General features: G+C 64.0%; 24 protein-coding genes. 16 read left to right on the forward strand and 8 right to left on the reverse strand.

Translation table 11 applies throughout. The annotated features are described in order from the left end of the window. Positions 1-6 precede the first annotated feature (6 nt). Positions 7-462 carry a YbhB/YbcL family Raf kinase inhibitor-like protein gene (locus G9463_RS02010; protein WP_004961442.1) on the reverse strand — a complete coding sequence of 152 codons (456 nt, stop codon included), beginning with the start codon at positions 460-462 and terminating at the stop codon, positions 7-9. A 48-nt stretch (positions 463-510) separates the two neighbouring features. On the opposite strand from G9463_RS02010, the gene G9463_RS02015 reads away from it, so the two are divergent. The 5 genes from G9463_RS02015 to G9463_RS02035 all read left to right on the forward strand — a co-directional run bounded on the left by G9463_RS02015 (position 511) and on the right by G9463_RS02035 (position 4,324). Further along, positions 511-1,293: a DUF2797 domain-containing protein gene (locus tag G9463_RS02015; RefSeq protein WP_121303064.1), complete on the forward strand. Its 783-nt coding sequence runs from the start codon at positions 511-513 to the stop codon at positions 1,291-1,293. A gap of 77 nt (positions 1,294-1,370) precedes the next feature. Next, positions 1,371-2,387: a PGF-CTERM sorting domain-containing protein gene (locus G9463_RS02020; protein WP_004961448.1), complete on the forward strand. Its 1,017-nt coding sequence runs from the start codon at positions 1,371-1,373 to the stop codon at positions 2,385-2,387. After that, positions 2,380-2,682: a hypothetical protein gene (locus tag G9463_RS02025; protein ID WP_011223273.1), complete on the forward strand. Its 303-nt coding sequence runs from the start codon at positions 2,380-2,382 to the stop codon at positions 2,680-2,682. The genes G9463_RS02020 and G9463_RS02025 overlap by 8 nt, the downstream gene beginning before the upstream one ends. A gap of 91 nt (positions 2,683-2,773) precedes the next feature. Then, positions 2,774-3,823 (forward strand): SMP-30/gluconolactonase/LRE family protein, encoded by a 1,050-nt coding sequence (locus G9463_RS02030; RefSeq protein ID WP_240149911.1) that lies wholly within the window; start codon positions 2,774-2,776, stop codon positions 3,821-3,823. Positions 3,824-3,889: 66 nt separating this feature from the next. Further along, entirely contained in the window at positions 3,890-4,324 is a 435-nt protein-coding gene (locus G9463_RS02035) for a hypothetical protein (RefSeq protein WP_004961456.1), read from the forward strand. Positions 4,325-4,508: 184 nt separating this feature from the next. Here G9463_RS02035 and G9463_RS02040 read toward each other — a convergent pair whose 3' ends face one another. Next, on the reverse strand, positions 4,509-6,755 hold the full coding sequence (locus tag G9463_RS02040; protein ID WP_165895831.1) for a PAS domain S-box protein: 2,247 nt from the start codon (positions 6,753-6,755) through the stop codon (positions 4,509-4,511). A gap of 159 nt (positions 6,756-6,914) precedes the next feature. Further along, on the reverse strand, positions 6,915-8,534 hold the full coding sequence (locus tag G9463_RS02045) for a long-chain-fatty-acid--CoA ligase (protein ID WP_165895832.1): 1,620 nt from the start codon (positions 8,532-8,534) through the stop codon (positions 6,915-6,917). Between the two features lie 134 nt (positions 8,535-8,668). Between G9463_RS02045 and G9463_RS02050 the strand changes: the two genes are divergently transcribed. From G9463_RS02050 to G9463_RS02070, 5 genes are read left to right on the forward strand one after another with little or no spacing between them, the layout of a single operon-like run. Beyond that, on the forward strand, positions 8,669-9,628 hold the full coding sequence (locus G9463_RS02050) for a 1,4-dihydroxy-2-naphthoate polyprenyltransferase (RefSeq protein WP_004961464.1): 960 nt from the start codon (positions 8,669-8,671) through the stop codon (positions 9,626-9,628). After that, positions 9,625-10,671, forward strand: a complete 1,047-nt coding sequence (locus G9463_RS02055) for a mandelate racemase/muconate lactonizing enzyme family protein (RefSeq protein ID WP_165895833.1) — start codon at positions 9,625-9,627, stop codon at positions 10,669-10,671. The genes G9463_RS02050 and G9463_RS02055 overlap by 4 nt, the downstream gene beginning before the upstream one ends. Further along, the gene (locus tag G9463_RS02060) at positions 10,664-12,187 is read left to right on the forward strand and encodes an AMP-binding protein (RefSeq protein ID WP_165895834.1); all 1,524 of its coding nucleotides are present in this window, start codon (positions 10,664-10,666) and stop codon (positions 12,185-12,187) included. Before G9463_RS02055 ends, G9463_RS02060 begins: the two co-directional genes overlap by 8 nt. Before the next feature lie 54 nt (positions 12,188-12,241). After that, a complete protein-coding gene (locus tag G9463_RS02065; protein ID WP_004961474.1) occupies positions 12,242-12,979 on the forward strand; it encodes an NRDE family protein in 738 nt (245 codons plus the stop codon). A 27-nt stretch (positions 12,980-13,006) separates the two neighbouring features. Further along, positions 13,007-13,357 (forward strand): hypothetical protein, encoded by a 351-nt coding sequence (locus tag G9463_RS02070; protein WP_004517952.1) that lies wholly within the window; start codon positions 13,007-13,009, stop codon positions 13,355-13,357. Between the two features lie 21 nt (positions 13,358-13,378). Here the strand turns inward: G9463_RS02070 and G9463_RS02075 are convergent, their stop codons facing one another. After that, positions 13,379-14,332: a 1,4-dihydroxy-2-naphthoyl-CoA synthase gene (locus tag G9463_RS02075; RefSeq protein ID WP_165895835.1), complete on the reverse strand. Its 954-nt coding sequence runs from the start codon at positions 14,330-14,332 to the stop codon at positions 13,379-13,381. 95 nt (positions 14,333-14,427) lie between these two features. Here G9463_RS02075 and G9463_RS02080 point away from each other — a divergent pair, with 95 nt between their 5' ends. After that, a complete protein-coding gene (locus G9463_RS02080) occupies positions 14,428-14,739 on the forward strand; it encodes a hypothetical protein (protein ID WP_121303056.1) in 312 nt (103 codons plus the stop codon). A gap of 58 nt (positions 14,740-14,797) precedes the next feature. Next, positions 14,798-15,751, forward strand: a complete 954-nt coding sequence (locus tag G9463_RS02085; protein ID WP_165895836.1) for a DnaJ domain-containing protein — start codon at positions 14,798-14,800, stop codon at positions 15,749-15,751. A 3-nt stretch (positions 15,752-15,754) separates the two neighbouring features. Here the strand turns inward: G9463_RS02085 and menD are convergent, their stop codons facing one another. Together menD and G9463_RS02095 are read right to left on the reverse strand one after the other, a co-directional pair. Further along, positions 15,755-17,533: a 2-succinyl-5-enolpyruvyl-6-hydroxy-3-cyclohexene-1-carboxylic-acid synthase gene (menD, locus tag G9463_RS02090; protein WP_165895837.1), complete on the reverse strand. Its 1,779-nt coding sequence runs from the start codon at positions 17,531-17,533 to the stop codon at positions 15,755-15,757. Then, positions 17,530-18,867, reverse strand: coding sequence for an isochorismate synthase MenF (locus G9463_RS02095; protein WP_165895838.1), 1,338 nt, complete (start codon positions 18,865-18,867; stop codon positions 17,530-17,532). Before G9463_RS02095 ends, menD begins: the two co-directional genes overlap by 4 nt. Positions 18,868-19,135: 268 nt before the next feature. On the opposite strand from G9463_RS02095, the gene G9463_RS02100 reads away from it, so the two are divergent. Together G9463_RS02100 and G9463_RS02105 are read left to right on the forward strand one after the other, a co-directional pair. After that, complete coding sequence (locus G9463_RS02100) at positions 19,136-19,351, forward strand: ribbon-helix-helix domain-containing protein (RefSeq protein WP_004517946.1); 216 nt, start codon at positions 19,136-19,138, stop codon at positions 19,349-19,351. A 71-nt stretch (positions 19,352-19,422) separates the two neighbouring features. Beyond that, positions 19,423-19,704 carry a UPF0058 family protein gene (locus G9463_RS02105; RefSeq protein ID WP_004517945.1) on the forward strand — a complete coding sequence of 94 codons (282 nt, stop codon included), beginning with the start codon at positions 19,423-19,425 and terminating at the stop codon, positions 19,702-19,704. Between the two features lie 56 nt (positions 19,705-19,760). Here G9463_RS02105 and G9463_RS02110 read toward each other — a convergent pair whose 3' ends face one another. Continuing rightward, positions 19,761-20,279: an Lrp/AsnC family transcriptional regulator gene (locus tag G9463_RS02110; RefSeq protein WP_011223263.1), complete on the reverse strand. Its 519-nt coding sequence runs from the start codon at positions 20,277-20,279 to the stop codon at positions 19,761-19,763. A 149-nt stretch (positions 20,280-20,428) separates the two neighbouring features. Then, positions 20,429-21,286 (reverse strand): enoyl-CoA hydratase/isomerase family protein, encoded by an 858-nt coding sequence (locus tag G9463_RS02115; protein ID WP_011223262.1) that lies wholly within the window; start codon positions 21,284-21,286, stop codon positions 20,429-20,431. Positions 21,287-21,329: 43 nt separating this feature from the next. Here G9463_RS02115 and G9463_RS02120 point away from each other — a divergent pair, with 43 nt between their 5' ends. Next, on the forward strand, positions 21,330-22,727 hold the full coding sequence (locus G9463_RS02120) for a deoxyribodipyrimidine photo-lyase (protein WP_165895839.1): 1,398 nt from the start codon (positions 21,330-21,332) through the stop codon (positions 22,725-22,727). A 181-nt stretch (positions 22,728-22,908) separates the two neighbouring features. After that, positions 22,909-23,520, forward strand: coding sequence for a superoxide dismutase (gene sod, locus G9463_RS02125; protein WP_004961502.1), 612 nt, complete (start codon positions 22,909-22,911; stop codon positions 23,518-23,520). Positions 23,521-23,573: the final 53 nt, after the last annotated feature.

A 23,573-nucleotide genomic window follows, 5' to 3' on the forward strand; every position in this document is an offset into this window, starting at 1 on the left:
GCGGATTCAGGCCGGGTACGTACCGTTCAGTTGTGCTTTTTCCACGACGTGGCCGCTGGCCGCGTCGTACACGTCGTCTTTATCGGCTGCCGGGGAGCGGTCAAGCGTCGTATCTAGCGCGTACAGGAGGAACCGATACGTGTGCTCCCGGTCCGGCGGATTCGGACCGCCCCAGCCAACCTCACCGAAGTCGTTCTGTCCTTCTGTGGCCTCATCGGGCTCCCACCCCGCCGGTATCCGACCAATATCCGGCGGGATGTTCCAGACGAGCCAGTGGTCCCACACCTTTCCGGCCGGCTCCTCGGCGTCCGGGTCGTCGACGATGAGGAGGAGCGACGACGCGTCCGACGGAACGTTTTCGATTTCTAGCGGTGGGTTCGTGTTTGCCGCCGAGTAGCCGTGTTCCTCGGGGATACGGTCCCCGTCGTCGAAGGCCGGACTTCGGAGCTGTAGGTCTGCCATGTCGGGAGATATGACAGACAAACACAAAAACGTCGTCCCGGCAGCCATTTGCGGCTCCGCGCCGAACCGCCGGACGTGCAGGTCGTGGGCTACCGCGCGCGGGTCGACGAACACGCCGCGCTCCTGTTGGCCGAGGACGGGAGCGTGACTACTGAGCGACTGGACCCGAACACGGACCTTTCCTACACGCTCGGTGAGCGCCACTGCGCCGGCGCGGTCGACGGCGACCGACATTTTCACTGCGACAATGACTCTGCGCCGTACTGCCCGGAACACACCGACATCTGGCCGTGTGCCCGCTGTACCGGTGACTGCAACAAGCCCCTCGACACCTGCGACGAGGAACACGCGGTGTATCTGGCGGCGTTCGCGCCGGATGTCATCAAGGTCGGCGTCACCCGCTCCTGGCGGCTGGAAACACGGCTCCGTGAGCAGGGGGCTGACAGGGCCGCCCACCTCCGGACCGTCGCCGACGGCCGTATCGCCCGGCAGGTCGAGGCCGACATCGCCGTTGAGTTGGGCGACCGGGTCAGAGTTCCCACGAAGATATCGGGATTCGACCAGTCCGTCGACACGGACTGGTGGGCGTCGCTCTGTGAGCGCTATGACCCGCTGGCGACCTACGACTTCGAGTACGACCTGCCCCTCTCGGACCGTCCGATGGCCGAAACCCTGGCGACGGGGACCGTCCGGGGGACGAAGGGACGAGTCGCCGTGCTTGAGAACAACGGCAGTGTCTATGCTGTCGACCTCCGACAGCTCGTCGGCTACGAACTTACCGACGGCGGGACCGACCGCGACCTCCAGTCGAGCCTCGGTGCGTTCGGGTAACACTGGAGACTGGCGTCGCTGTAATCCACACTTGACAGTGCAGAAGACATTTAAACGCGGCTGTTGCCCTTCCTCGTGTGCGACGTGAAACCCTCCTGACCGGTGGCGTGGTCGTGGTCGTCCTGACCATGCTCATCGGTGCAACAGCGGTCCCCGGCGCGCTCTCCGAACCCGAGGACAACGTTCGTGAGAGCTATCTCGACCTCCGCGAGACGACCATCGAACCGGCCGCCGTCGACGGCCAGACAGTGACGCTCGCCATCGACGCCCGACTCTCTCACCGCGGTGGTCCCGCCGAGAACGTCACCGTCGAGACGCGAGCTATCGACGCGGACACCGGCCTCGTCGCAACGACGACGCGACAGTCGGTCGGCACAGTCGAAGGGGAACGAGAGGTATCGGTGCGGTCAAACATCACAGTCGAGCGGGCGGGCGGCTATCGGATAGACACGATCGTCTACGAGGACGGGAATCGGGTCGAAACCGGCCAGCAGTCGGTCCAGAACGTCGACGCGCTCACACCGGCGTACGCCCGCAGTACCGTGACGTTCCAGCGCTTCGAGAACGCTGGCGTGCCGCTGGACTCCATCACCTACCGGATCGACGGCGTCGCGGACAACCAAACGACGCTGAACGTCTCGGTGTACGTCACGAACGCCGGCAACAATCCGTCTGATGACCTTTCGCTCCGGCTCCGGGCGCGTCAGGCTGACTCGAACGTCATCGCCGACGAGTCGACCGTGCGGGTCGGCCAGATTCGCCCCGGCCGAACGGAGATCGTCAGAACCCAGCTAACGGTGCCTGACGACTACAACTACTGGCTCGACGGGATGTTGCTCTCCGACGGCGTCATCGTCGGGACCGAAAGTTCCCCGGCGAACCTCCATCCGACGGAGCGCCTGCAGGAGAACGAAACCCGGCAGGAAGTCGGCTTCCAGTCCAGTGACTTCGAGCAGGACCGCCCCGAAGAACGAGGGATGGACGAACCACAGCAGACTGCGGCCGGAGAAGGTCCCGGCTTCACGGCGCTGGTCGGCCTGATTGCCGTCCTCGCAAGCGCGCTCCTCATCGCACGGAGACAGACCAATGAGTGATACCTCCAACACCGACACAGTGGCACAGGATATTGACGCGGATACCGACGACGCTGTCGGCGAGACCGATGAGGACTCGGGGCCGGCGATCGCCCTCTACGCGCAGTGGGCAGTGTTTGCTATCCTCACGCTCGTCGCGCTCATCGCGACACTCCAGTTCTACTTTTCCGCGTCGTCGGCGATTGATACGTTCGTCACCGACAGATATCGACCGCTGTTCAACGCGGCGTTCAACCTCGCCGTGGTGCTCGGCTGCGGACTGGGGCTCTCGGTGCTGGTCCGACGACTCGCCTGAGCCCGTCCCCAGCCATATCAGGTACCCACAGTCGGCGTTTCAGTAATCCGAGGTTTCAGGCACCTGTCAGCCATACGTCGAGAGGGATATCATGACCCAACGACGCGCGACGCGGCGACGATTCCTGATGGGCTGCAGCGCCATCGCCAGTGTGGGGCTGGCCGGCTGTACCGGCGGCGATGAGTCGACTGCCACTGACTCGACGCCGTCACCCACTGACGATGGTGATGCCGAACCCACGACGACAACCGACGAGCCGCCGGCAACCGACACCGCGACAGCGACGCCGGACCAGGAAGCCGTCGAGACGCTCGTCTCGGTCGGCGGCGACCGCGTACCGGAGAACATGGCCCTCGGTCCTGACGGCGGCCTGTACTTCGGTATCACGGCCGGCGAGGTTCGGCGCGTCCCTGCGGCAGAGACCGGCGCGACCGGCCTTTCCCTCGAAGATACCGAACAGATTGCGACGCTGCCCGGCGCGATTGGCGTCGAAGCAGCGCCCGATGGAACGGTATACGTCGCCGTCGCCACACAGGACGATCAGGCTGGCGTCTGGGAAATCCCGCTCGACGGCGACGCGGCGCAACTCGTGGAGATGGGCGGGTTCCCGAACGACATCCACTACGATGCTGACCAGGAGCGCCTGCTGGTGACCGAATCGCAAAACGGCGTGGTCTACGCGGTCACGACCGACGGCGAGCGGTCGACCTGGCTGGATGACGACCGGCTGGAAACGGAGAGTTTCGGCGCGAACGGAATCACCCGCGACGCCGACGGCGACATCTTCGTCGCAGTGACGCGAGCCCCCGAAGAAACTGGCCGCTTGCTCCGCGTTCCGGTTGAGTCGGACGGCGCTGCCGGCGAGCCTTCGATGTTCTTCGAGGGCGGGGCGATATTTGGAGCCGACGGGATTACCAGCCGAGACGGCGACATCTACGTCGCGGCCAACAGCCAGAACCGCGTCGTCAGAGTGACTGCGGACGGGACCACGGACGTCGTCGCAACGGCGGACGACGGGCTGGTGTTCCCTTCCGATGTGCTCTTCGGGACCGGCGACCAGCAGGAGTCGCTGTTCATCTGTAACTTTGCGAACCAGTCACCCGAAGACGGCGCAATTCTCCGGACCAGCGTCCCCCGCTGACCGACCGTTTATCGAGTCTGTCTTCGGACGGCAACCCTTTTCAGCGGCCCAACCAAATCCGAGCGTATGGCAGACGATGAACCTGAAGACGCTGGCGAATCGGCGGATGCGACCGAGGAAGGCGGCGAGGAGAAGTCCTTCCGCGAGCGAGTCGAGGAGATCCGACAGCAGCGCGCCGAGGAGCGCGAAGAAGGCGAGGGCGACGGCGAAGAGATGAGCCGCGAAGAGCGCATGGAAGAGATGATGGGCGGTGGCGGCGGCCCCGGCGGCATGGGCGGCGGCAACCCCTTCGCACAGATGATGGGCGGCATGATGGGCGGCGGCCCCGGCGGTCCCGGTCCGGGCGGCCCCGGCGGCATGGGCGGCGGCCCGCCAGGGCAGCGCGAGGAATCGGGCGGGAGCGACAACGAGGAACTTACGCGAGAGATGCGAAAGCTCCGGGACGAAGTCCACGATATGCGACGCTCGCTCGACCGCATCGCTGACGCGCTCGAAGACTAACGGAACTCGGTTCGCCGACGTTTTTGCAGACAAACGAGGCAGCGATATCTCACTCCGACAGATAGCGTCTGCTCGTTATCGAACAGCGGTCGGGCAGCGACCATTTCTCAACGGAACAGCGGTGGAGTGACGAGGGTCACTGAACGAGTGCCAGCAAGCCCCCAGACGGACGCCGTGCCAGTCGCTACGAATCACAAAACGAGACGCCGGTAATCTCGAAGCGTGTGCCACCATCAGCACTATCCCGAACGCTGATCTCCCAATCGTGTGCCGCTGCAACTTTCCGGGCGATACTGAGCCCGAACCCGGTCCCCTCCGTACTCGTTGAGTAGCCGGCTTCGAACACTGTCTCTCGCTCGTCTTCGGGGATGCCGGGGCCGTCGTCCGCGACGTAGAATCCGTCGTCTAACGCTCCGACCGTTACGGTCACGTCTGCCCCGGCGTGCTCGACCGCGTTCCGGACGAGGTTTTCGAATAACTGCTTCAGGCGGCTCTCGTTTGCCAGGACAGTCCGGTCGATATCGGTGACGAGTGTCGCATCGGCCGTCTCGACGGTCGTCCAGCAATTTTCGGCGAGCGACGCGAGCGCGACCGATTCGCGGTCGGTGACGGTCTCACCGTCCTGTGCCAGCGTGAGCAGGTCGGTTATCAGCGTGTCCATTCGCTCGTGTGCCTGTTCGACAGCGGCCAGATGCTCACTCTCGTACTGTTCGCGTGCCAGTTGCAGTCGTCCCTGTGCAACGTTCAGCGGATTCCGTAGATCGTGTGAGACGACGCTCGTGAACGCTTCGAGCCGGTCGTTGTGGTGTTCGAGGTCCCGTTCGCGGTCGCGTAACTGTTCGGTCCCTTCGACCTGCTTGAGCGCGCTGATGATGTGTCCGGCCAGAATCTCTCCGAGAATGACGTCTCGTTGGTCGAACGCCGCGTTTGTCCCCGAGCCGGCCAGCAGGATTCCATGCCTGCCGAGCGGGAGATATAGTTCGCTTTTGATTGGCGTGTCCGGGTTGTAGATGTCCGGGTCAGCGTGGACATCATCGACTGCGAGTGCATCGCCGGACTCGTAGACGCGCCACGCGATGCTATCTCCGGGCGTGAAGGTCGGCAAATCCTCTACCAGGTCATATATCCCGTCAGAGGCGGCGACCGGTTTGAGCGTCCGTTCGGCCTCGTTGTAGAGGTGGATCGTGTTGGCTTCGAGTCCCAGTACCGTGCGGGCCGTCTCGACGCCGAGTTCGGCCACTTCCTCGCGCGTGTCTGCCTGGAGCAGGTCCTGCACCGACTCACTGAGAGCTTTGAGGCGGTGTTCGTGTTCTTTCCGTTCGGTAATGTCCCGTTGGAACCCAACGTAGTTGACGACCGTTCCGTCCTCGTCGCGGACTGGGGCGATAGACACCTGATTCCAGAACATCGTCCCGTCCTTCCGGTAGTTCCGGAGTTCGACCGACACAGGTTCACCCTCATCGATGGCCGCCCGCATCGCGTCGACTGGCTCGGACTCAGTCGCTTCGCCCTGCAAGAACCGGCAGTTTCGGCCACGCACCTCCGACTCCGTGTAGCCGGTCAACTCCAGAAACCGCCTGTTGGCGTAGGTTATCGGGGTATCATCCTGCTTGGGGCCGGTGAGTATGATGCCGATAGGAGCCTCGTTCATGGCGCGTTTGGTCCGAGAGAGTTCCCGTTCACCGTCTCGCCGCTCAGAAATATCCCGGACCGTACAGACCAGTTCACCGCGGTCGGTCCGTGCGAGCACGTGGTCCTCGGTGAACGTGCTCCCGTCCGCACGGAGTCCGGTTGTTGTGCCTGTCCAGTATCCGTTTTCCTGAACGGCCGGAATGATATCGTCGTAGATTCGAGGGATATCCGCCTCTCGATACAGCAGTTCCCAGTGTTTCCCGCGCATCTCCGCCGGATCGTACCCGTATAGGTCTGCGTACGCTTCGTTGACGAAGATGAACTCCCCATCTTCGTCAAGGATACTGATGCCCTCCTGTGCGGTCTCGATGGCATCGAGTTGGCGGTTCCGCTCTCGCTTGACACGCTGAGACTCCACTGCGTTGGTGATTCGGTTCGCGAGCACCGCGTACTGGTCGGTGCCGCTCTCTTTCTGCAGATAATCGGTGACTCCGGCCGAGATAGCGTCGCTTGCGATCTCCTCGGAGCCTTTGCCAGTGTACAGAATAAATGGAAGCGACCCGTATTCCTCGCGGACGGCTTCGAGGAACTGGATGCCGTTCCGCTCGGGCATATCGTAGTCGGAGACGACACAGTCGATGTCGTTGTCAGCTAGGATTTCTAGCCCCGCTGTGGCGGACGTCGCAGTCTGCACGTCTACCCGGTCGTCTTCGCGTTCCAGAAACGTCGCTGCCATGTCGGCAAATCCCGGCTCATCATCGACGTGGAGAATGCAAATTGTCTCAGCGATAGCAGTCATATCTTTGGGTAGTAGTCACACATTATAGGATGCTGAATTAAAAGACCATCTCTGAAACCGGAAGGTAACATATGCCCGTCATTGACGGGCTACGTGTTCCATCTTTCGGCCCCGATTAATTATAAATAATTTACATTTCTGTAAGGTTCTTGCGGGTCGCTATCCCTGGCCGACCATCTCGTCTTCGTCTTCCCACTCCTGTTCGCGGAGCTCGTACTTCTGGACCTTCCCAGTTGCTGTCGTGGGCAGTTCCTCGACGAACTCCACGCGGCGAACGACTTTGTAGGTCGCCAGCTGTTCGCGGGTGAACGTCCGGAGGTCCTCAGCTGTCACGCCCGGGTTGTCGGGATCGCCCGAATTCGGGACGACGAAGGCCTTCGGCGTCTCGCCCCACTCGTCGCTCGGGGCGGGGATAACTGCGACATCGCTGACGGCGTCGTGTTCGTAGAGCGTGTCCTCTAGTTCGATGCTGGAGATGTTCTCGCCGCCGGAGATGATGATGTCCTTCTTGCGGTCGCGGATGGCAACCATGCCGTCCTCGTCGACCGTCGCCAAGTCGCCCATGTGGTAGTAGCCCTCGACGCGGTCGGAGAAGGCCTCTTCCGTCTGTTCGGGTTTGTTCCAGTACCGGTCCATCACCTGATTGCCGCGGACGACGACCTCCCCGAGCGTCTCGTCGTCGTGTGGCACGTCGTTGCCGTCCTCGTCGACGACCCGGACATCGGTCCCGAGGTAGCCGATACCTTGGCGCTTCTTGACGCTGAAGCGGGCATCGCTCCCGTCCTCAAAGAAGCGCCGGGCGTCCGAGGTCGTGACGAGCGGGCCGGTTTCGGTCGCGCCGTAAACGTGTTTCAGGTACCAGCCGAAGTCGTCCTCGACGGTTCGGATGACGGCCTCCGGCGGTGCGCTGCCGGCCGTCGCGATGCGCACGTCGTTCGCACCGGTCGTCTCGATTTCCCCGTCGTGGGCCGCATAGCGATCCGCAAGGATGTTCAACACCGTCGGCGCGCCACAGAGATAGGACACGTCCTCAGTCCTGACGGCGTCAAAGATGCCTTCGGCATCAACACCGCGGGTGCAGACGTGTTTCGCGCCCATCCCGGTGACCGAGAAGATGTGCCCCCAGCCGTTGACGTGGAACATCGGGAGCGTCCAGAGGTAGACATCGTCGTCCGAGATTTCCTGATGGAGCGCAACGATGTAGGCGTGGAGTGTCTCGGTCCGGTGGGTCCGACAGACACCCTTCGGGTCGCCGGTGGTTCCCGAGGTGTAGTTGATGGTGATGAGGTCGTCCTCGTCCATCTCTGGCCGCTCGTAGTCGGTTCCCGCCTCCTCGATGATTTCGTCGAAGGACTCCCAGTCGCCGTCGACGGCATCCGTGTCGTTGGTGACGAAGATGTCGGTGGGCACCTCGTCCCGAATCGGCTCGATTTTATCCGCGTACTCGTAGTCCGCGTAGACGGCGTCGACCTCGGCGTCCGAGAGGATATATTCGAAATCGTCCGGCACGAGCCGGTAGTTCAGCGGCGTGTGGACCGCGCCCAGCTGCATGGTTCCGTAGGCCGCTTCGAGCTGGTAGTGCGTGTTCGGGTCCAAGACGGCCACCCGGTCCCCCTTCTCGATGCCACGGGCAGCCATCGCCGCGGAGAACCCGTCGGCTCGCTCCCCGAACTCGTCGTACGTGAAGCGCTCACCGGTCGTGGCGACGATAGCCTCTTTGTCCCCGTAGTATTCCCGCGCACGGTCGAGAAAATCCGTGGTAAGCAGTGGCTTATGCATCTCAGGCTATCGTATGGTTAATCATGATAAAGTGGTTGTGATACTCCCCTGATTTTGCTGTCTCGGCACCGGTCATATTTAGGGTGCCTGTCGAACCACAGTCGCTTTGAGGATAGCGTCCCCAGTTTTCAGCAATGAGTACAGCGACGGCGGACGTTTCGAAGCGGCAGGCGTGGGTGATGGCCGCGCGGCCACAGACACTGCCTGCCGGGGCCGCGCCGGTCATCGTTGGGATGGGCCTGGCAGTCCACGCCGGTGTCTTCGCTCTGTTGCCGGCAGTCGCGGCGCTGGTGGGTGCGCTGCTTATCCAGATTGGAACGAACTTTGCGAACGACTACTACGACGCGGTAAAGGGGGCCGACACCGACGAGCGTGAGGGATTCACCCGTGTGACCGCTGGCGGCCTCATCGACGCCGAGGAGGTCAAGCGGGCGATGATAGCGACCTACGGCCTCGCTGTCGTCATCGGCGTCTATCTCGTCGCCGTCGGCGGTCTCCCCATCGTCGTGGTTGGCCTCTCGGGCATCGCCGCCGGGGTTCTCTACACCGGCGGTCCGTTCCCCTACGGCTACCGCGGTCTCGGCGACCTGTTCGTGTTCGTTTACTTCGGTCTCGTCGCTGTGACCGGCACATATTACGTGCAGGCCGTGGCGAGCGCAAGCGGCGTCGGCACGTTTCCGATGACGCTACCGCCGGGGTCGGTCACTGCCGCCGCTATCACGGCAAGTCTCCCGGCAGCCGGCCTGTCGACGGCGATTCTCGTCGTCAACAACATCCGAGACCGCGAGACGGACCGCGCCGCTGGCAAGAAGACGCTGGCCGTCTATCTGGGCTACGGCTGGAGCCGCGTCGAATTTCTCCTGATGGTCGGGATGGCCTACGTCGTCCCGGTCGTGTTCGCCCTCGATAGCCAGTACGGACTGGCGGCACTGGCCCCGCTGCTGACGCTGCCACTGGCGGCGACTATCTCGAAAACAGTCCTCACACAGACCGACGGCGACGCACTGAACCCGACGCTCGAACGGGTCGGTCAGACGCTGTTCGCCCACTCCGTCCTGTTCGCGGCAGGTCTCGCCGCCACACAGCTACTATGAAGGTCGATTCGTTCTTCCTCCCGCTGTCGAGTCCGCTCGCGACCGCCCGCGAGACGATTAGCCAGCGTTCGGGGTTCGTCGTCCGCTATGACCACCGCGGCGAAACCGGCGTCGGCGAAGCCACGCCGCTCCCGGGCTGGACGGAGTCGCTCGACGACTGCCAGCGCGGGCTCAACGACGCTGCCACGGTCGCAGCCGACGGTGGGCACACAGATGTCTTGCTGTCGCTGGACGCCGCATCGGTTCCTGCCGCCCGACACGGCTTTGCGACCGCGCTACTGGACGCCGACGCCAGAGCCGACGGCGTGCCGCTGTACCAGTGGTTCGACTCCGAGAGGCACTGCAATCGCGTCCCGGTCAACGCGACAGTCGGCGACGGGTCTCCAGCCGAGACCGCCGACGCCGTCGAGCGAGCGGTTGAGGCCGGCTACGATTGCTGTAAGCTCAAGGTCGGGAAGCGAACCGTCGACGAAGACGTGGCGCGCGTTCGGACCGTCCGCGAGCGGGTGGGCGACGACGTGACATTGCGAGCCGACGCCAACGGCGCGTGGTCCCGTGACCAAGCGCAAGACGCCGTCGACCGCCTCGCGCCGCTGGACGTGGCCTACGTCGAACAGCCGCTTCCGGCCGACGACCTCACCGGGCACGCCGAATTGCGGGGCTCCGGGGTCGGCGTCGCGCTCGATGGATCCCTCGTCGACCGCCGGGTCGACAGCGTCCTCGATGCCGACGCAGCCGACGTGCTGATACTGAAGCCGATGGTGCTGGGCGGCCCCGGCAACGCCCACACGCTGGCACTCCGGGCACGCGAACAGGGTGTCGAGCCGGTCGTCACGACGACCATCGACGCCGTCGTTGCCCGTCTTGCGGCGCTGCACGTCGCCGCCGCGATTCCCAACGTGGCCGCGTGCGGTCTGGCGACTGGCGACCGACTGGCGGCCGACCTCGCGCCGGACCCGACGACAGTAACGGATGGTGCGATGTCGGTCCCCCAGTCGACCGGTCTGGGAATCGATCCGACAGAGGTGGGGACCGATGCGTGACCCCCTCAATTGGCCGACACAGGACCTCGTAACGCACCGCGCCGACACGACACCCGACCGAACGGCGATGGTCGCGGCGGCCTCCGGGAACGCGGTCACCTACCGGAAACTCGATGCTGCCGTCGATGCGGTGGCTGCCGAACTCGACCGGCGGGTCGACGCCCCGGACGCCACCGTCGCGACGCTCCTGCCGACACGGCCGGCAGTCGGGACGCTCCTGTTTGCGGCGATGCGACTGGGGGCGACACTCGCGCCGCTGAACGTCGAACTCGACGCGGCGACGCTCCAAAGCCAGCTCTCGACAGTTGACGCGGACCTGCTGGTCTGTGGAGACAGCACCGCGTCGCTGGCGGCCGACATCGACGGCTGTCCTACCGTTTCGGTCGACAGGGAACTGTCAGCGGCTGCCGTCGCCGACGAGACAGCAGCGGCGGGTTCGGCTGATGAAACAGCCACCGACGTGACCCCGGCAGCCCTCTCCCGGGCGGACACCCAGCTGGTCATCTTCACCTCGGGGACGACCAGCGAGCCGAAAGGCGTCCGACTGACCGTCGGCAACCTCGTCGCTAGCGCCGTCGCGTCGTCGTACCGCCTCGGCGTGCTTCCGGATGACCGCTGGCTGGTCTGCTTACCGACCTACCACATGGGCGGACTGGCTCCGTTCATCCGGAGCGCGCTATACGGCACTGCGGCCGTCGTCCAGCGGTCGTTCGACGCCGACGCGACACAGCAGGTGCTCGCGGAACACGGGGTGGCGGGCGTCTCGCTGGTGCCGACGATGCTCTCGCGGCTGCTGGACGCTGGCTGGGAACCACCGGCCTCGCTCCGCTTCGTCCTGCTCGGTGGCGGGCCGGCCAGCGAGACGCTCATCGAACGGTGTCGGGAGCGGGACGTACCGGTCTATCCCACCTACGGGATGACCGAGACGGCGTCACAGATAGCGACGGCGCGGCCCGAGACAGCCTTCGAACACGCCGGCACCGTCGGCCAGCCGCTCGTGTTCACCGACGTGACGGTCGTCGCTGACGGGGCCGCCTGTGACCCCGGCGAACGTGGCGAGATAGTCGTCGACGGCCCCACTGTGACGCCGGGCTATCTGAACGGCGACGATGACGCGTTCAGCGACCACGGCTTTCGGACCAGCGACATCGGCTACCGGGACGCGGACGGCCACCTCTGGGTCGAAGGCCGTGTCGACGACCAGATCGTGACCGGCGGAGAGAACGTCGACGCGTCGACGGTTGCTGACACCATTCGCGAACACCCGCCAGTCGAGGACGCGGCCGTCGTGGGACTCGCCGACGAAGAGTGGGGCCAGCGCGTCGCTGCACTGGTCGTCGGGAATGTATCGCCCGAGGCGGTTCGCGACCACTGCGCCGAGCGACTCGCCGCCTACGAAGTCCCGAAGACGGTGCGGGCTGTTGATTCGCTCCCACGGACGGCCTCAGGGACCGTAGACCGGGCCGCCGTCCGGTCGCATTTCGGGACTGCCAGCGAGTCGAACGAATCGGCATAGCGGATCGGGGCTCGCGGCCAAGCGGTTTTCTACGTCGATAGCGTATGCAGTTCCGTGTGTACAATCGTCCTCGCGTGGCAGGTCTTCGACGGCACGCCGGTCGCGGTCGCGGCGAACCGCGACGAGCGGCTCGATAGGCCGTCACAGCCGCCACAACAGCGCCACTGGGGCAGTCGCGTCGTCGCACCGGCTGACGAGGAAGCCGACGGGACGTGGATCGGCTACAACGAGCACGGCCTGCTAGCGGCGGTGACGAACCGCTGGGTCGACGCCGACCTTGCCGGCGACCGCTCGCGCGGCCTGCTCGTCCGGGACGCGCTGAGTCACGAGAGCGCGGAGTCAGCCGCCCGCGCCGTCGAGCAAGCGACCAGAGACGCCGAATACTCAGGATTCAACCTTTTGCTGGCAGACGAGAACGCCGCCGTCTTGCTGGAATGGGACGGCCAGCTCGCGGTCCAGAACTTCCAGCCCGGCGTTCACGTCGTCGTCAACGTTGGCGCGGACGGCGACTACCGGATTCCAGCCCATCGGCCCGATGCCGGCGAGGAGCAAGCGAACAACGCGACGCGGTTGCGCGAGGCGCTGGTTCCGGAGCCCGGCGAAGCCGCCGACGAATGGATTGATCGGGCAGGCGAAACCATCAGCGACCACGAGTACGGCGTCTGCGTCCACGGTGACGGATTCGGGACGCGGTCGTCGTCGCTCATCACACTGGGTGCTGCCCACGAGTATCGGCACGCGGCCGGGCCGCCATGCCGGACGCCGTACCGCCCGGTCGAAGGTCAGATTTAAGCGGCCGACTCACGGTATGAGTAATACATGAGTTCAGCAGCGTCGGAGGCGGACCTTTCTGATGGCGAGCGGGCCGGGCTCGAACTGATTCGTGAGTCCGGTGGCATCCACCAGAGCGACTTCTGGAAGGAACTCGACGTCTCCTCGCGAAAGGGGAGTCGCATCGTCGAGTCCCTGTTCGAGAAGGACCTCATCCAGCGTGAGGAGACGGTGTATGAGGGGCACAACACGTACTACCTGACGCCCGCGGCCCGCGACCTCGACTTCTCGCTTCTGATGGCCGGTGACCAGCTCTCGCCGTTTATCGGCGACGAAGAGGTCGACCCCCACGACGACACCTTCTCGCAGTGGGTCATGACCCTCGCGTACGAGGACTGACCGACGGTTACGCGGCGTGCGTTAGTAGTGCCACGGCACGTCGTCGAAGTCCGGGTCGCGGCCCTCGTTGAACGCGTCCCGCCCCTCCTGGGCCTCGTCGGTCATGTAGGCCAGCCGCGTCGCCTCCCCGGCGAACACCTGCTGACCGACCATCCCATCGGAGTCGAGATTGAATGCGTACTTGAGCATCCGTATCGCCGTCGGTGACTTCTCGTTCATGCGCTTGGCCCACTCTATAGCAGTGTCCTCAAGGTCCTCGTGAGGAACCACGTCGTTGACCATCCCCATGTCGGCGGCTTCGGCGGCGTCGTAGGTCTTGCCGAGGAAGAACACCTCGCGGGCCTTCTTCTGGCCGACCTGTCGCGCGAGATACGCCGAGCCGAAGCCGCCATCGAAGCTCCCCACGTCGGGGTCCGTCTGAAGGAACTTGGCGTGCTCCTCGCTGGCGAGCGTGAGGTCACAGACGACGTGCAGCGAGTGGCCGCCGCCGACGGCCCACCCTGGGACGACGGCGACGACGGGCTTTGGGATGTGGCGGATCTGGCGCTGGACTTCGAGAATGTGGAGGCGGCCGACGTTCTCCGGCGCGTCATCTTCTACGCCGTCGCTCGTCTCTCGTGAGTCGCTTTGCTCCCCGCTCGCTGTGTCCGAGTCGCGTGGCGACTCGCTGTACTCGTAGCCGCTTTCACCGCGAATGCTCTGGTCCCCACCGGCACAGAAGGCCCAGCCGCCGTCCTTCTCGGAGGGGCCGTTCCCGGTCAGGAGAACGCAGCCCACGTCGGTCTGGCGCTTGGCGTGGTCCAGCGCCGTCGCAAGTTCGTCGACCGTCTCCGGGCGGAAGGCGTTGCGCTTCTCCGGCCGGTCGAAGGCGATGCGGACCGCGCCCGTGTCGGTCGAGCGGTGATAGGTGATGTCGGCGAAGTTGAACCGGTCGATGGCTGTCCACCGCTCCGGGTCGAATAGCTCAGAGACCATACCGTGGCTCGGGACGGCCTTCGCAAAAAGATTCCTCGTACGTGTTCCCACAGCAGAGCAAACCCTTTGGTGTCGCGCACGTGAACCGACTAGCGATGCCCTCCACATCGAGGAAAGCGGTGATAGGGATACTCGCTGGCCTCTCTATCGTTGTTGTCGTGTACAGCCTCATCATCGTCCAACAGATTCTACTCGGACTGATTGTGGCCGTGGTCCCCTGGTTCCTCTACCTTCTCGTGCGGTTCATCCTCACGCTCGAACGGATCGCGACGGCACTGGAACGGCTTGCGACAGCGCGTGCCCGCGAGTCGGAACCAGATAGGGATGGACCCGCTGGAAACTACCAGCGGCCGTCGGAGTCATACGGACACAGCACGGAAACCAAAGGAGGCGTAGAGAACGAGTGACCGACGGCGGTCGTGTGCAGCTCCCCTCGCTCACTCGCTTGCAGGTGCTACCCCCGGCATGACAGAGACGTTCTACGAGGTACTGGGCGTTCCAACTGACGCCTCGACGGCGGCTATCGAAGCCGCCTATCGGGAGCGACTGAAGGAAACCCATCCTGACGTGAGCGATGCGGCCGACGCCGGCGAGGCGACACAGCGGCTCATTGAAGCCCGCGACGTGCTCACTGACGAGGGCGAGCGGGCGCGATACGATCGGCTGGGTCACGACGCCTATGTTGCGGGCAAACATGATATACCGGACGACGGGGGCAGTAACGTCTCCGAAGCGGCACAGCGCGCGGGCTATGACGAGTCTGGATCGGCTGGCGACCGAACCGAAGCGAGCACTGACCGAAGTACAGCCCGGACAAACGCCCGGGATCGGGCGCGACGTGAACGGGCTGCCAGAGACCGCGTCGCCGATGACAGAGACGAGCGATCAACCACCGACACTGATGCGTCGTCGAGCAACGAGCAATCGACTGATACGACCAGCGGGACGGCGACCGCGTCGAACTCAGCGTCGACCCGGCGCTCCGGGGCCACCGCGACCAGCGGCTTCAGCGACAACGCCGGCAACGGTGCCACCTGGAGTTCTTCGTCCGCGTACTCCGTCCGCCAGACTGACACCCCGTCCCGCGGGTCGCTTCTGGAGATGCCGACCGGCCGGGGGCTGACGTTGTTTGCCATCACGTTCGCGCTTTATCCAGTACTGCTGTTCAGCGCGTTACTCCCGGCGTTCCCGCTGTGGGTGAACCTGACAATTGGGGTCTGTACCCTCTTTATGATCGGCTACCTCCAGTCCGAACCTACTATCGCAATTATGGTGTTCGGGAGCTGGAGTCTGATGACGGCGGTGCTGCTGGTCACGTTGAATATCAGCGCGTTCTCGCTTGTGGGGGCCCTCGCGCTGTCGGGGACGTGGCTCCCGTTCGGACTGTCGCTGTTGACAGCGTCGGTGTTGCGGCTCTGAAAATCAGCCGCCAGCGAGGGTTTCGGCGACCTGTTCGGTAAGCTGGTCTCTGACTGCGTGGCTGTCACCCGCGTCGAACCGGACCTCGATGACCTGTGTCCCATCTGTCTGGACTGACTCGGCGAACCGCTCGCGGAACTGCCGGCGGTCGGCCACCCGCTCGAACTGCAGGGAATAGAGCGCCTCCGTCGGCTCGAAATCGAGCCCGTGTGGCGTTCGGAACTGGTCCTCGAAGGTGGGATGGTCCTCGATGGGCAGCATGTGGAAGATGCCGCCGCCGTCGTTGTTGAGCAGGACGACCGTCGCGTCTACCGCACAGCGGCCGAGCGCGAGCAGGCCGTTCATGTCGTGGTAGTACGCCAGGTCGCCGGTGACGAGCACGAACGGGTCGGATGTCGCGCTGCCGGCCCCGAGCGCCGTCGAAGTGATGCCGTCGATACCGCTGGCCCCGCGGTTACCCAGTACGGTCAGGTCGGCGTCACGGGGGCCGCCAAAGCGGTCCATATCTCGTATCGGCATACTGTTCGAAATGAACAGTGTAGCCGGGTCCGGGGCCAACGCAGTCACATCTGAGAGGACGCCCCCTTCCCAGTAGGTCTCCGAAGCGGTTTCAGTAACGGCGTCCCAGTGGGTTTGCTCCGCCCTAATGAACTGTTCTCGCCACGACGCTGCAACGCCACCCAGCGTCTCGCCCGCGAGCGCATCTGCGGTGGCGTCGGGGTTGGCAACGAGTAGGTCCGTGGCGGTGAACTCGGCCTCCGACCAGCCGCCGGCAGGGTCAACGAGGAACTGCTGACAGTCGGCGTCCCGGAGGTAGTGACGCAGTGGCTTCGAGGTCGGCGACGCACCGAACCGGACGACGACATCGGGGTCGTCCCACTGGTCGACGCTGTCGCTTCCGAGATAGCCGTCGTAGCCGCCACAGACCGGCACATCGAGCCGGTCGACGTGGGGGCCGAACCGCAGGTCCGACAGCGGGTCCGCCAGAACGGGGAAGCCCGTGGCTGCCGCCAGCCGTTCAAGCGAATCTGCACTGAGTCCCTGGTCGGCCGGCCCAGCGACGATGAGGCCTCGTTCGGCGGCCTCAAGTGCGTCCTGCACGCGGCGCACTGTCTGCTCGTCCGCTGTCTCGACGCCCTCGCTTGTCGTGACGAACGGCCCGTCGCGTCCGGTTTCGGCCGCGTCGTCGCCGCCCGCCCAGTCGGCCGGAACGCCTGCCGGGTCGTCCTCAGGCATCGGCGTCGGCTCCAGTGGCTTCCGGAACCGGCAGTTCAGGTGAACTGGGCCGGGGTCGCTACCGGTACTCTCCGCGAGTGCGCGGGCCGCCGTGGTCCGCAACATCCGGACCTTCCGTGGCTCGGCCTCCGGCTCTGGCATATCGCGATACCAGCGGACAGCGTCGCCGTACAGTTTCTCCTGATCGACAGTCTGGTTCGCTCCGCTGTCGATGAGTTCCGGCGGGCGGTCCGCCGTCAGCAGGAGCAGCGGGACGCCCGACTGGTTGGCTTCGATGACCGCCGGGTGGTAGTTCGCCGCTGCTGTCCCCGATGTACAGACTAGCGGCGTCGGCTCGCCGGTTCTCCGGCCGCGTCCAAGCGCAAAAAAGGCCGCCGACCGCTCATCGAGGTGAGAGAACACCTCAATATCAGGATGCTCGGCGAATGCGACCGTCAGCGGCGTTGAGCGGCTACCGGGCGAGAGACACACCGCGTCGACGCCGCCCGCGGCCAGTTCGGAAACGAGCGTCTCTGCCCACAGCGTGTTGACGTTCGGGGCGGTCATTCCAGCTCGTCCAGTATCGGCCGGTATTTGAGCTGGACCTCGTCCCACTCGCGGTCGGGGTCGCTGTCCGCGACGATGCCCGCGCCTGCAAAGAGCGTCGCCTCGCGCTCCGTGGCAACGGCCGAGCGGATGCCGACGGCGAAGGTGCCGTTGCCGGCGGCGTCGACCCAACCGACCGGGGCGGCGTACCAGCCCCGATCGAACGCCTCTGTCTCGCGGATAGTCCGCAGCGCCGCGTCCGGGGGCAGTCCGCCCACGGCTGGCGTCGGGTGGAGCGCCTCGACGAGCGAGAGGACGTGCTCATCGTCGTCCAGTTCAGCTGTTATCGATGTTCGAAGGTGCTGAACCGTGGCGAGTCGGCGAACGGTCCGGTCGCCGATGCGGACCGTCGAAGCGAACGGTTCCAGTTGGTCCCGTATCGCGTCGGCGACGAGCTTCTGCTCGTGGCGGTCCTTCTCGCTGTCGAGGAGTTCGGCGGCGAGCCACTCGTCCTCGGCGGGTGTGTCGCCCCGTCCCGTTGAACCGGCCAGCGCCTCCGTCCGGACGGTTCGCCCGCGAACTGAGACCAGCCGCTCCGGCGTGGCTCCGAAGAAGGTGCCGCCGGAGTCGGGCGACAACATGAACCGGTAGCAGTCGGGGTACGTCTTCGACAACCGGGCCATCACGTCCGGGACCGATAGCTCCGCGTCCAGTGTGGCGCTGAGACTCTGGGCGAGCACGACCTTCCGGAGCTCGCCCCGGTCGATACTCTCTGTGGCGGCCGCCACCTGCTCGCGCCAGCCGTCCTGTGTTGGCGTGCGCTTCCGGTGTGAGATTCCCGGCGGCGTACCCGGATTGCTCTCGGAGTCTGCGACCAGTCGGTCGCGCCATTCCTCCAGTAGCGCCTCCGCTTCGGTCGCGGCCTCAGGTCCTGTCGCGACCGTTGTGAGCCAGGCATCGTCGTCCCTTCTGGTTACCTGTATTTCGGGGAGGAAAAACGCCGCACTGGGGAACCCATCCCAGGGAGAGTCCTCTCCTTCATGCGTTCCGTTGTGGAAAGCGAACCCGCCGAACGCTCGCGGTCGAGCGATGCTCGGGAGGCTGTCGGGCACTGAGCAGTCATCGAACAGTACTTCGACTGCTGTCCGCACGTCGTCGAACCGCGACTGCCCGTCGGCAGTCACAGTCGCCGCGCTCCCGCGGGCCGCGATTGACTCTGTACCGGCCGCCCAGAAGAACCGGGGGGGAGCGTCCGTCTCCAGTACCGCCCGCACCGGTGCATCGTCGAGGCGACACCCGCGTGCGACGACCGTTGTCTCACCAACTGTCGTCTCGTCACCACGCAGTGGTTCCATCAGCCATGCCTTAGGATTGCGCACCTTTGAGCCTAACTATACGCTCGATTCCACACAGTGAACTTCGATCGGACCGCTGTCGTGGCGCGGCCGATTTCACGCCGCTCCGGGCCGCCGCACGACATGGCGGCTCTCGGATTCCGATTCGTAGAAATTAATATCTGGGTTCACAAAGTTCCTCTCTCAGTTCTACAATTGTAATTCTGCAATCTACGAACATACCCCCATCAAGTTTAAATAGGGCATAGTCGAAGCCCCCTATGTTGCGATGCCTAAGGTAGAGATCAATATCCCGGAACACCTGGAGATGCAAATCGCGCAGCTCGTCGAGAAAGGCGAGTTCCTCAACCGCGAGGAAGCCATTGAGGACCTCCTGTCGACCGGGCTCAAGGCGTACAAAACCTCCGGACCACAGGACGAAGACGAGGAGCCAGGGTTCGAAGAAGACGGCATGATGGGCCACGACGACGAGTACGTCTTCTGAAAATACAGGCGTGAGCGTCTGGTATCCCTTCTCAAGCAATTCTTATAGACGTGCCACCGTATACTGTAGCCATGCACAAAGACGAGCTTCTCGAACTACACGAGCAGATGGTGACGATTATGGAGTACTTCCGCGACGACATGGACTCAGTCGATCCGGACCTGTTCGACGCGTACCAGGAACTTGACGTGCGGCCATCGGATGTCCACAAATCGAAAAGCGAGCACAAACACGCCGTGTTCGTACTTGGGAACTCGCTGGCGACGGCGATGAGCGAAGACGAGTTCTCGGATGCGGGTCGGGTCAGCAAGCGGATGAAGGAACTGGCCGAGGACGCCGAGCGGAAACTGTAACCAGGCCGGTCCTGAGTCGCGCCCTCTCGTCTTTATTTCGATCTGTCTCCTCTTGGCTACGATCTCTCGCCGTCAAGCTCGGTGAACAGCTCTGGGTCCGTCTTGAACTTCAGGACGTTGTGAACGACCGAGTTCCGGATGTTCTGAATCACATCGCCGTGTTCCTTGTAGAAGTCGTGTATCCAGCGGGATTCAGCCGTCCGGCTCGGGAACATCATCACTGATTTCCACTGATATTCGCCGTCGGAGAGGAAGTAAAACAGCGTGTGCCGGTCGTCCCGGATGGACACCATCGCGTCGTGCCAGGAGTCGGCAAAATGCTCAGGGTTGAACTTAAACTCAAACAGCGCGAAATTGAACAGCTCCTCGTTCGGGACGATAGTTTCCCTGAAGACGCCTTCGTTGCGCATCTCCCGAATCGATTCACTGATAGTCACATGGGACACGTCGATGTCGTACTTCGATTCGAGGAGATCCGCAAGCTCGCGGGACGAGCGCTTGGGGTCCGCTGAGAGTTCGCGCAGAATGCACATATCCCGCTCACTGAACTCCCAGTCCGGGGCGTTGTCGGTCATGCTGTGGCCTCCCTCCCACTGGGAGCACAGGCGCGCTCGGTGTCAGTGTCGGTGGTCGGTCGAGTCAGTGTTGGAACGTTCGTAGGTACCATCTGTCTGTCTGGTCTCTGGTTGCTGAATCAGTGGTGGTGTCGGCCACGCTAATCAGCTTACTGGCCCGTGAACTCTGGGTCACGCTTCTCGACGAACGCGGTCGTCCCTTCCTCGTGGTCGTCAGTCGTGAACGCGAGCCCCTGCGCGGTGGCTTCGTTTTCGAGTGCCTGTTCCAGCGAACTGTCCAAGCTCCGGTTGACCAGCCGCTTGGCGTGGCTGAGCGCGACTGTCGGTCCAGCGGCGATGTCTGTAACGAGCTCCGAAAAGGCTGATTCGAACGTCTCTGTGTCGAACACACGGGTGAACAGCCCCAGTTCCTCGGCTGTCGAAGCATCCAGCAGTTCGCCGGTAAACAGGAGTTCCTTGGCCTTGTTCGGGCCGACGATACGTGGCAGGAAATAGGAGACGCCGGAGTCACTTGCCAGGCCGACCTGCCGGAAGCCAAAGCCGATCTGGGCGTCAGTGCTTGCGACCTGTGTATCACAGGCCAGCGCGAGTCCTGCACCGGCACCGAAGGCGGGGCCGTCGATTTTCGCGACGACCGGGAGCGGACAGCTGTGGACGGTCCGGATCGCTTCATGGAGTGACGAAACCACCAGTTCGACCTGTGTGGCCGGCGGTCGGTCGTGTTTCACGCCCTGTAACATCGCATTGATGTCCCCGCCAGCGCAAAAGGCTGGGCCTGCGCCTTCCAGTACGACACACCGGGCGTCGCTGTCGGTCACCGATTCGAACGTGGCAGTGAGCGCGTCGGCCAACTCCGCTGACAGGGCGTTTCGCGACTCCGGCTGGTTCAGCGTTATTGTAGCGATCCCGTCGTCAACAGACTGCGTCACGGTCGCGTCTTCCATGTGTGGGCACTTGACCGGCGGAAAGATAACAGTGGTGTCCGTCAGCGCCTGACAGACCAACATCGTTGGGCAGTACCTTTTGCCCGGGCTAGTCCGTGTACTAGGTATGCGCCTGCACTGGCATCGCCGTGATCTCCGGGCAACGGACAACGCTGGCCTCGCCGCGGCGACCCCATCTGACCCGGTCGTCCCGGTATTCATTTTCGACACGGCCGTTCTCGACCACGCCGGCCCGCCCCGGGTCGCGTTCATGCTTGACGCGCTCGACAGTTTGCGCGAGTGGTACCGCGACAAGGGTAGTGACCTCGTCGTTGCCGAGGGCGACCCCACATCCGTCTTGCCAGAACTGGCAGCCCAGCACGGCGCAGAGAAGGTCACTTGGGGCAAGGACTACTCCGGGCTCGCGCGGGAACGCGACGCGGCTGTCCGGCAAGCGCTCGACGACGCCGACGTGGCCCGCGAGGCCATCCAGAACGCTGTATTGCACGAACCGGGCGAGATTACGACGAACGACGGCGACCCCTACAGCGTCTTCACCTACTTCGGCCGGAAGTGGCACGACCGCGAGAAGGCGGGCCCCTACGACCCCCCATCGGCCAACACACTGGCCGATGTCGACGGCGACGCGCTCCCAACACTGGCTGACCTCGGCTTCGAGGAGCCAGAAGCGGACGTGCCCGCAGCGGGAACCGAAGAAGCGCGCGCCCTGCTTGATGACTTCCTCGACGAGAACGTCTACGAGTACGAGGAGCGACGGGATTTCCCGGCCGACGAATGCACCTCGCGGCTCTCGGCCCATCTGAAGTTCGGAACTATCGGTATTCGGGAGGTGTACGACCGGACACAGGCTGCCAAGGAGGGGACCGGCGGCGACCGCCGCGACTCCGTCCGGGAGTTCCAGTCCCAGCTGGCCTGGCGGGAGTTCTACACACAAGTACTGTTTGCCCATCCACACGTCGTGAGCTCGAACTACAAATCATACGAGAACCCCATCGAGTGGGAGAACGACGAAGAGCTGTTACAGGCCTGGAAAGACGGCGATACGGGTTACCCCATCGTCGACGCTGGGATGCGACAGCTCCGTGACGAGGCGTACATGCACAACCGCGTCCGGATGATCGTCGCCTCCTTCCTCACGAAGGACCTGCTCATCGACTGGCGACACGGCTACGAGTGGTTCCGGGAGAAACTGGTCGATCACGACACGGCAAACGACAACGGTGGCTGGCAATGGGCGGCCTCCACGGGGACCGACGCGCAGCCCTATTTCCGCATCTTCAATCCGATGACACAGGGCGAAGACTACGACCCGAACGCCGAGTATATCAAGGAATACGTCCCGGAGCTACGGGACGCTGCACCCGAGATCATCCACGACTGGAACGACTGTTCCCTCACACAACGGCGCAACGCTGCGCCGGAGTACCCGGACCCAGTTGTCGACCACAGCGAGCGCCGCGAGCAGGCGCTGGCGATGTTCGAACGAGCCCGAGGTGACGAGTAGGGCGGTATCGTTCTGCCTGACTGGACTCTCCCAATCACGTACATGCGAGCCGAAGTCGCTTGGCGGTGCCAGTACAGCGGGCAGATACGGCTCCGTCTCGCTGTCCTTGTTGAGTGCTACCAAATGGCTCCTAAACGTTTAACAGGCAGCCGCGCGACAATACTGATGGAGGCGTTTTCATATGTCCGAACATTCAAATCCCGAACTGCCACCGCTCCCGTACGACTACGACGCACTGGAGCCACACATCTCCGAGCAGGTGCTCACCTGGCACCACGACACCCACCATCAGGGGTACGTAAACGGCCTCGAATCGGCCGAGGAGACGCTTGCAGAGAACCGCGACGCCGGTGACTTCGGTTCAAGCGCTGCTGCGATGGGTAACGTCACCCACAACGGCTGTGGTCACTATCTCCACACGCTGTTCTGGGAGAACATGGACCCCAACGGCGGCGGTGAGCCGGAAGGCGAACTCCTCGACCGCATCGAGGAGGACTTCGGCTCCTACGAGGGCTGGAAGGGCGAGTTCGAAGCCGCTGCATCAGCTGCTGGCGGCTGGGCGCTGCTCGTGTACGACCCCGTTGCCAAGCAACTGCGCAACGTGCCGGTCGACAAGCACGACCAGGGCGCGCTCTGGGGCTCCCATCCCATCCTCGCACTCGACGTCTGGGAGCACTCCTACTACTACGACTACGGTCCCGCCCGTGGTGACTTCATCGACGCCTTCTTCGAGGTTGTCGACTGGGACAAGGCTGCTGAAGAGTACGAGAAGTCGGTCAGTCACTTCGAGTAACGGGCGACACCCGACGTTTTTTTGCGGCTGTGCCGAGAGCCCGAGCGGTATCT

This window comes from Haloarcula sp. JP-Z28, assembly GCF_011440255.1.
Classification (GTDB): Archaea; Halobacteriota; Halobacteria; order Halobacteriales; family Haloarculaceae; genus Haloarcula; species Haloarcula marismortui.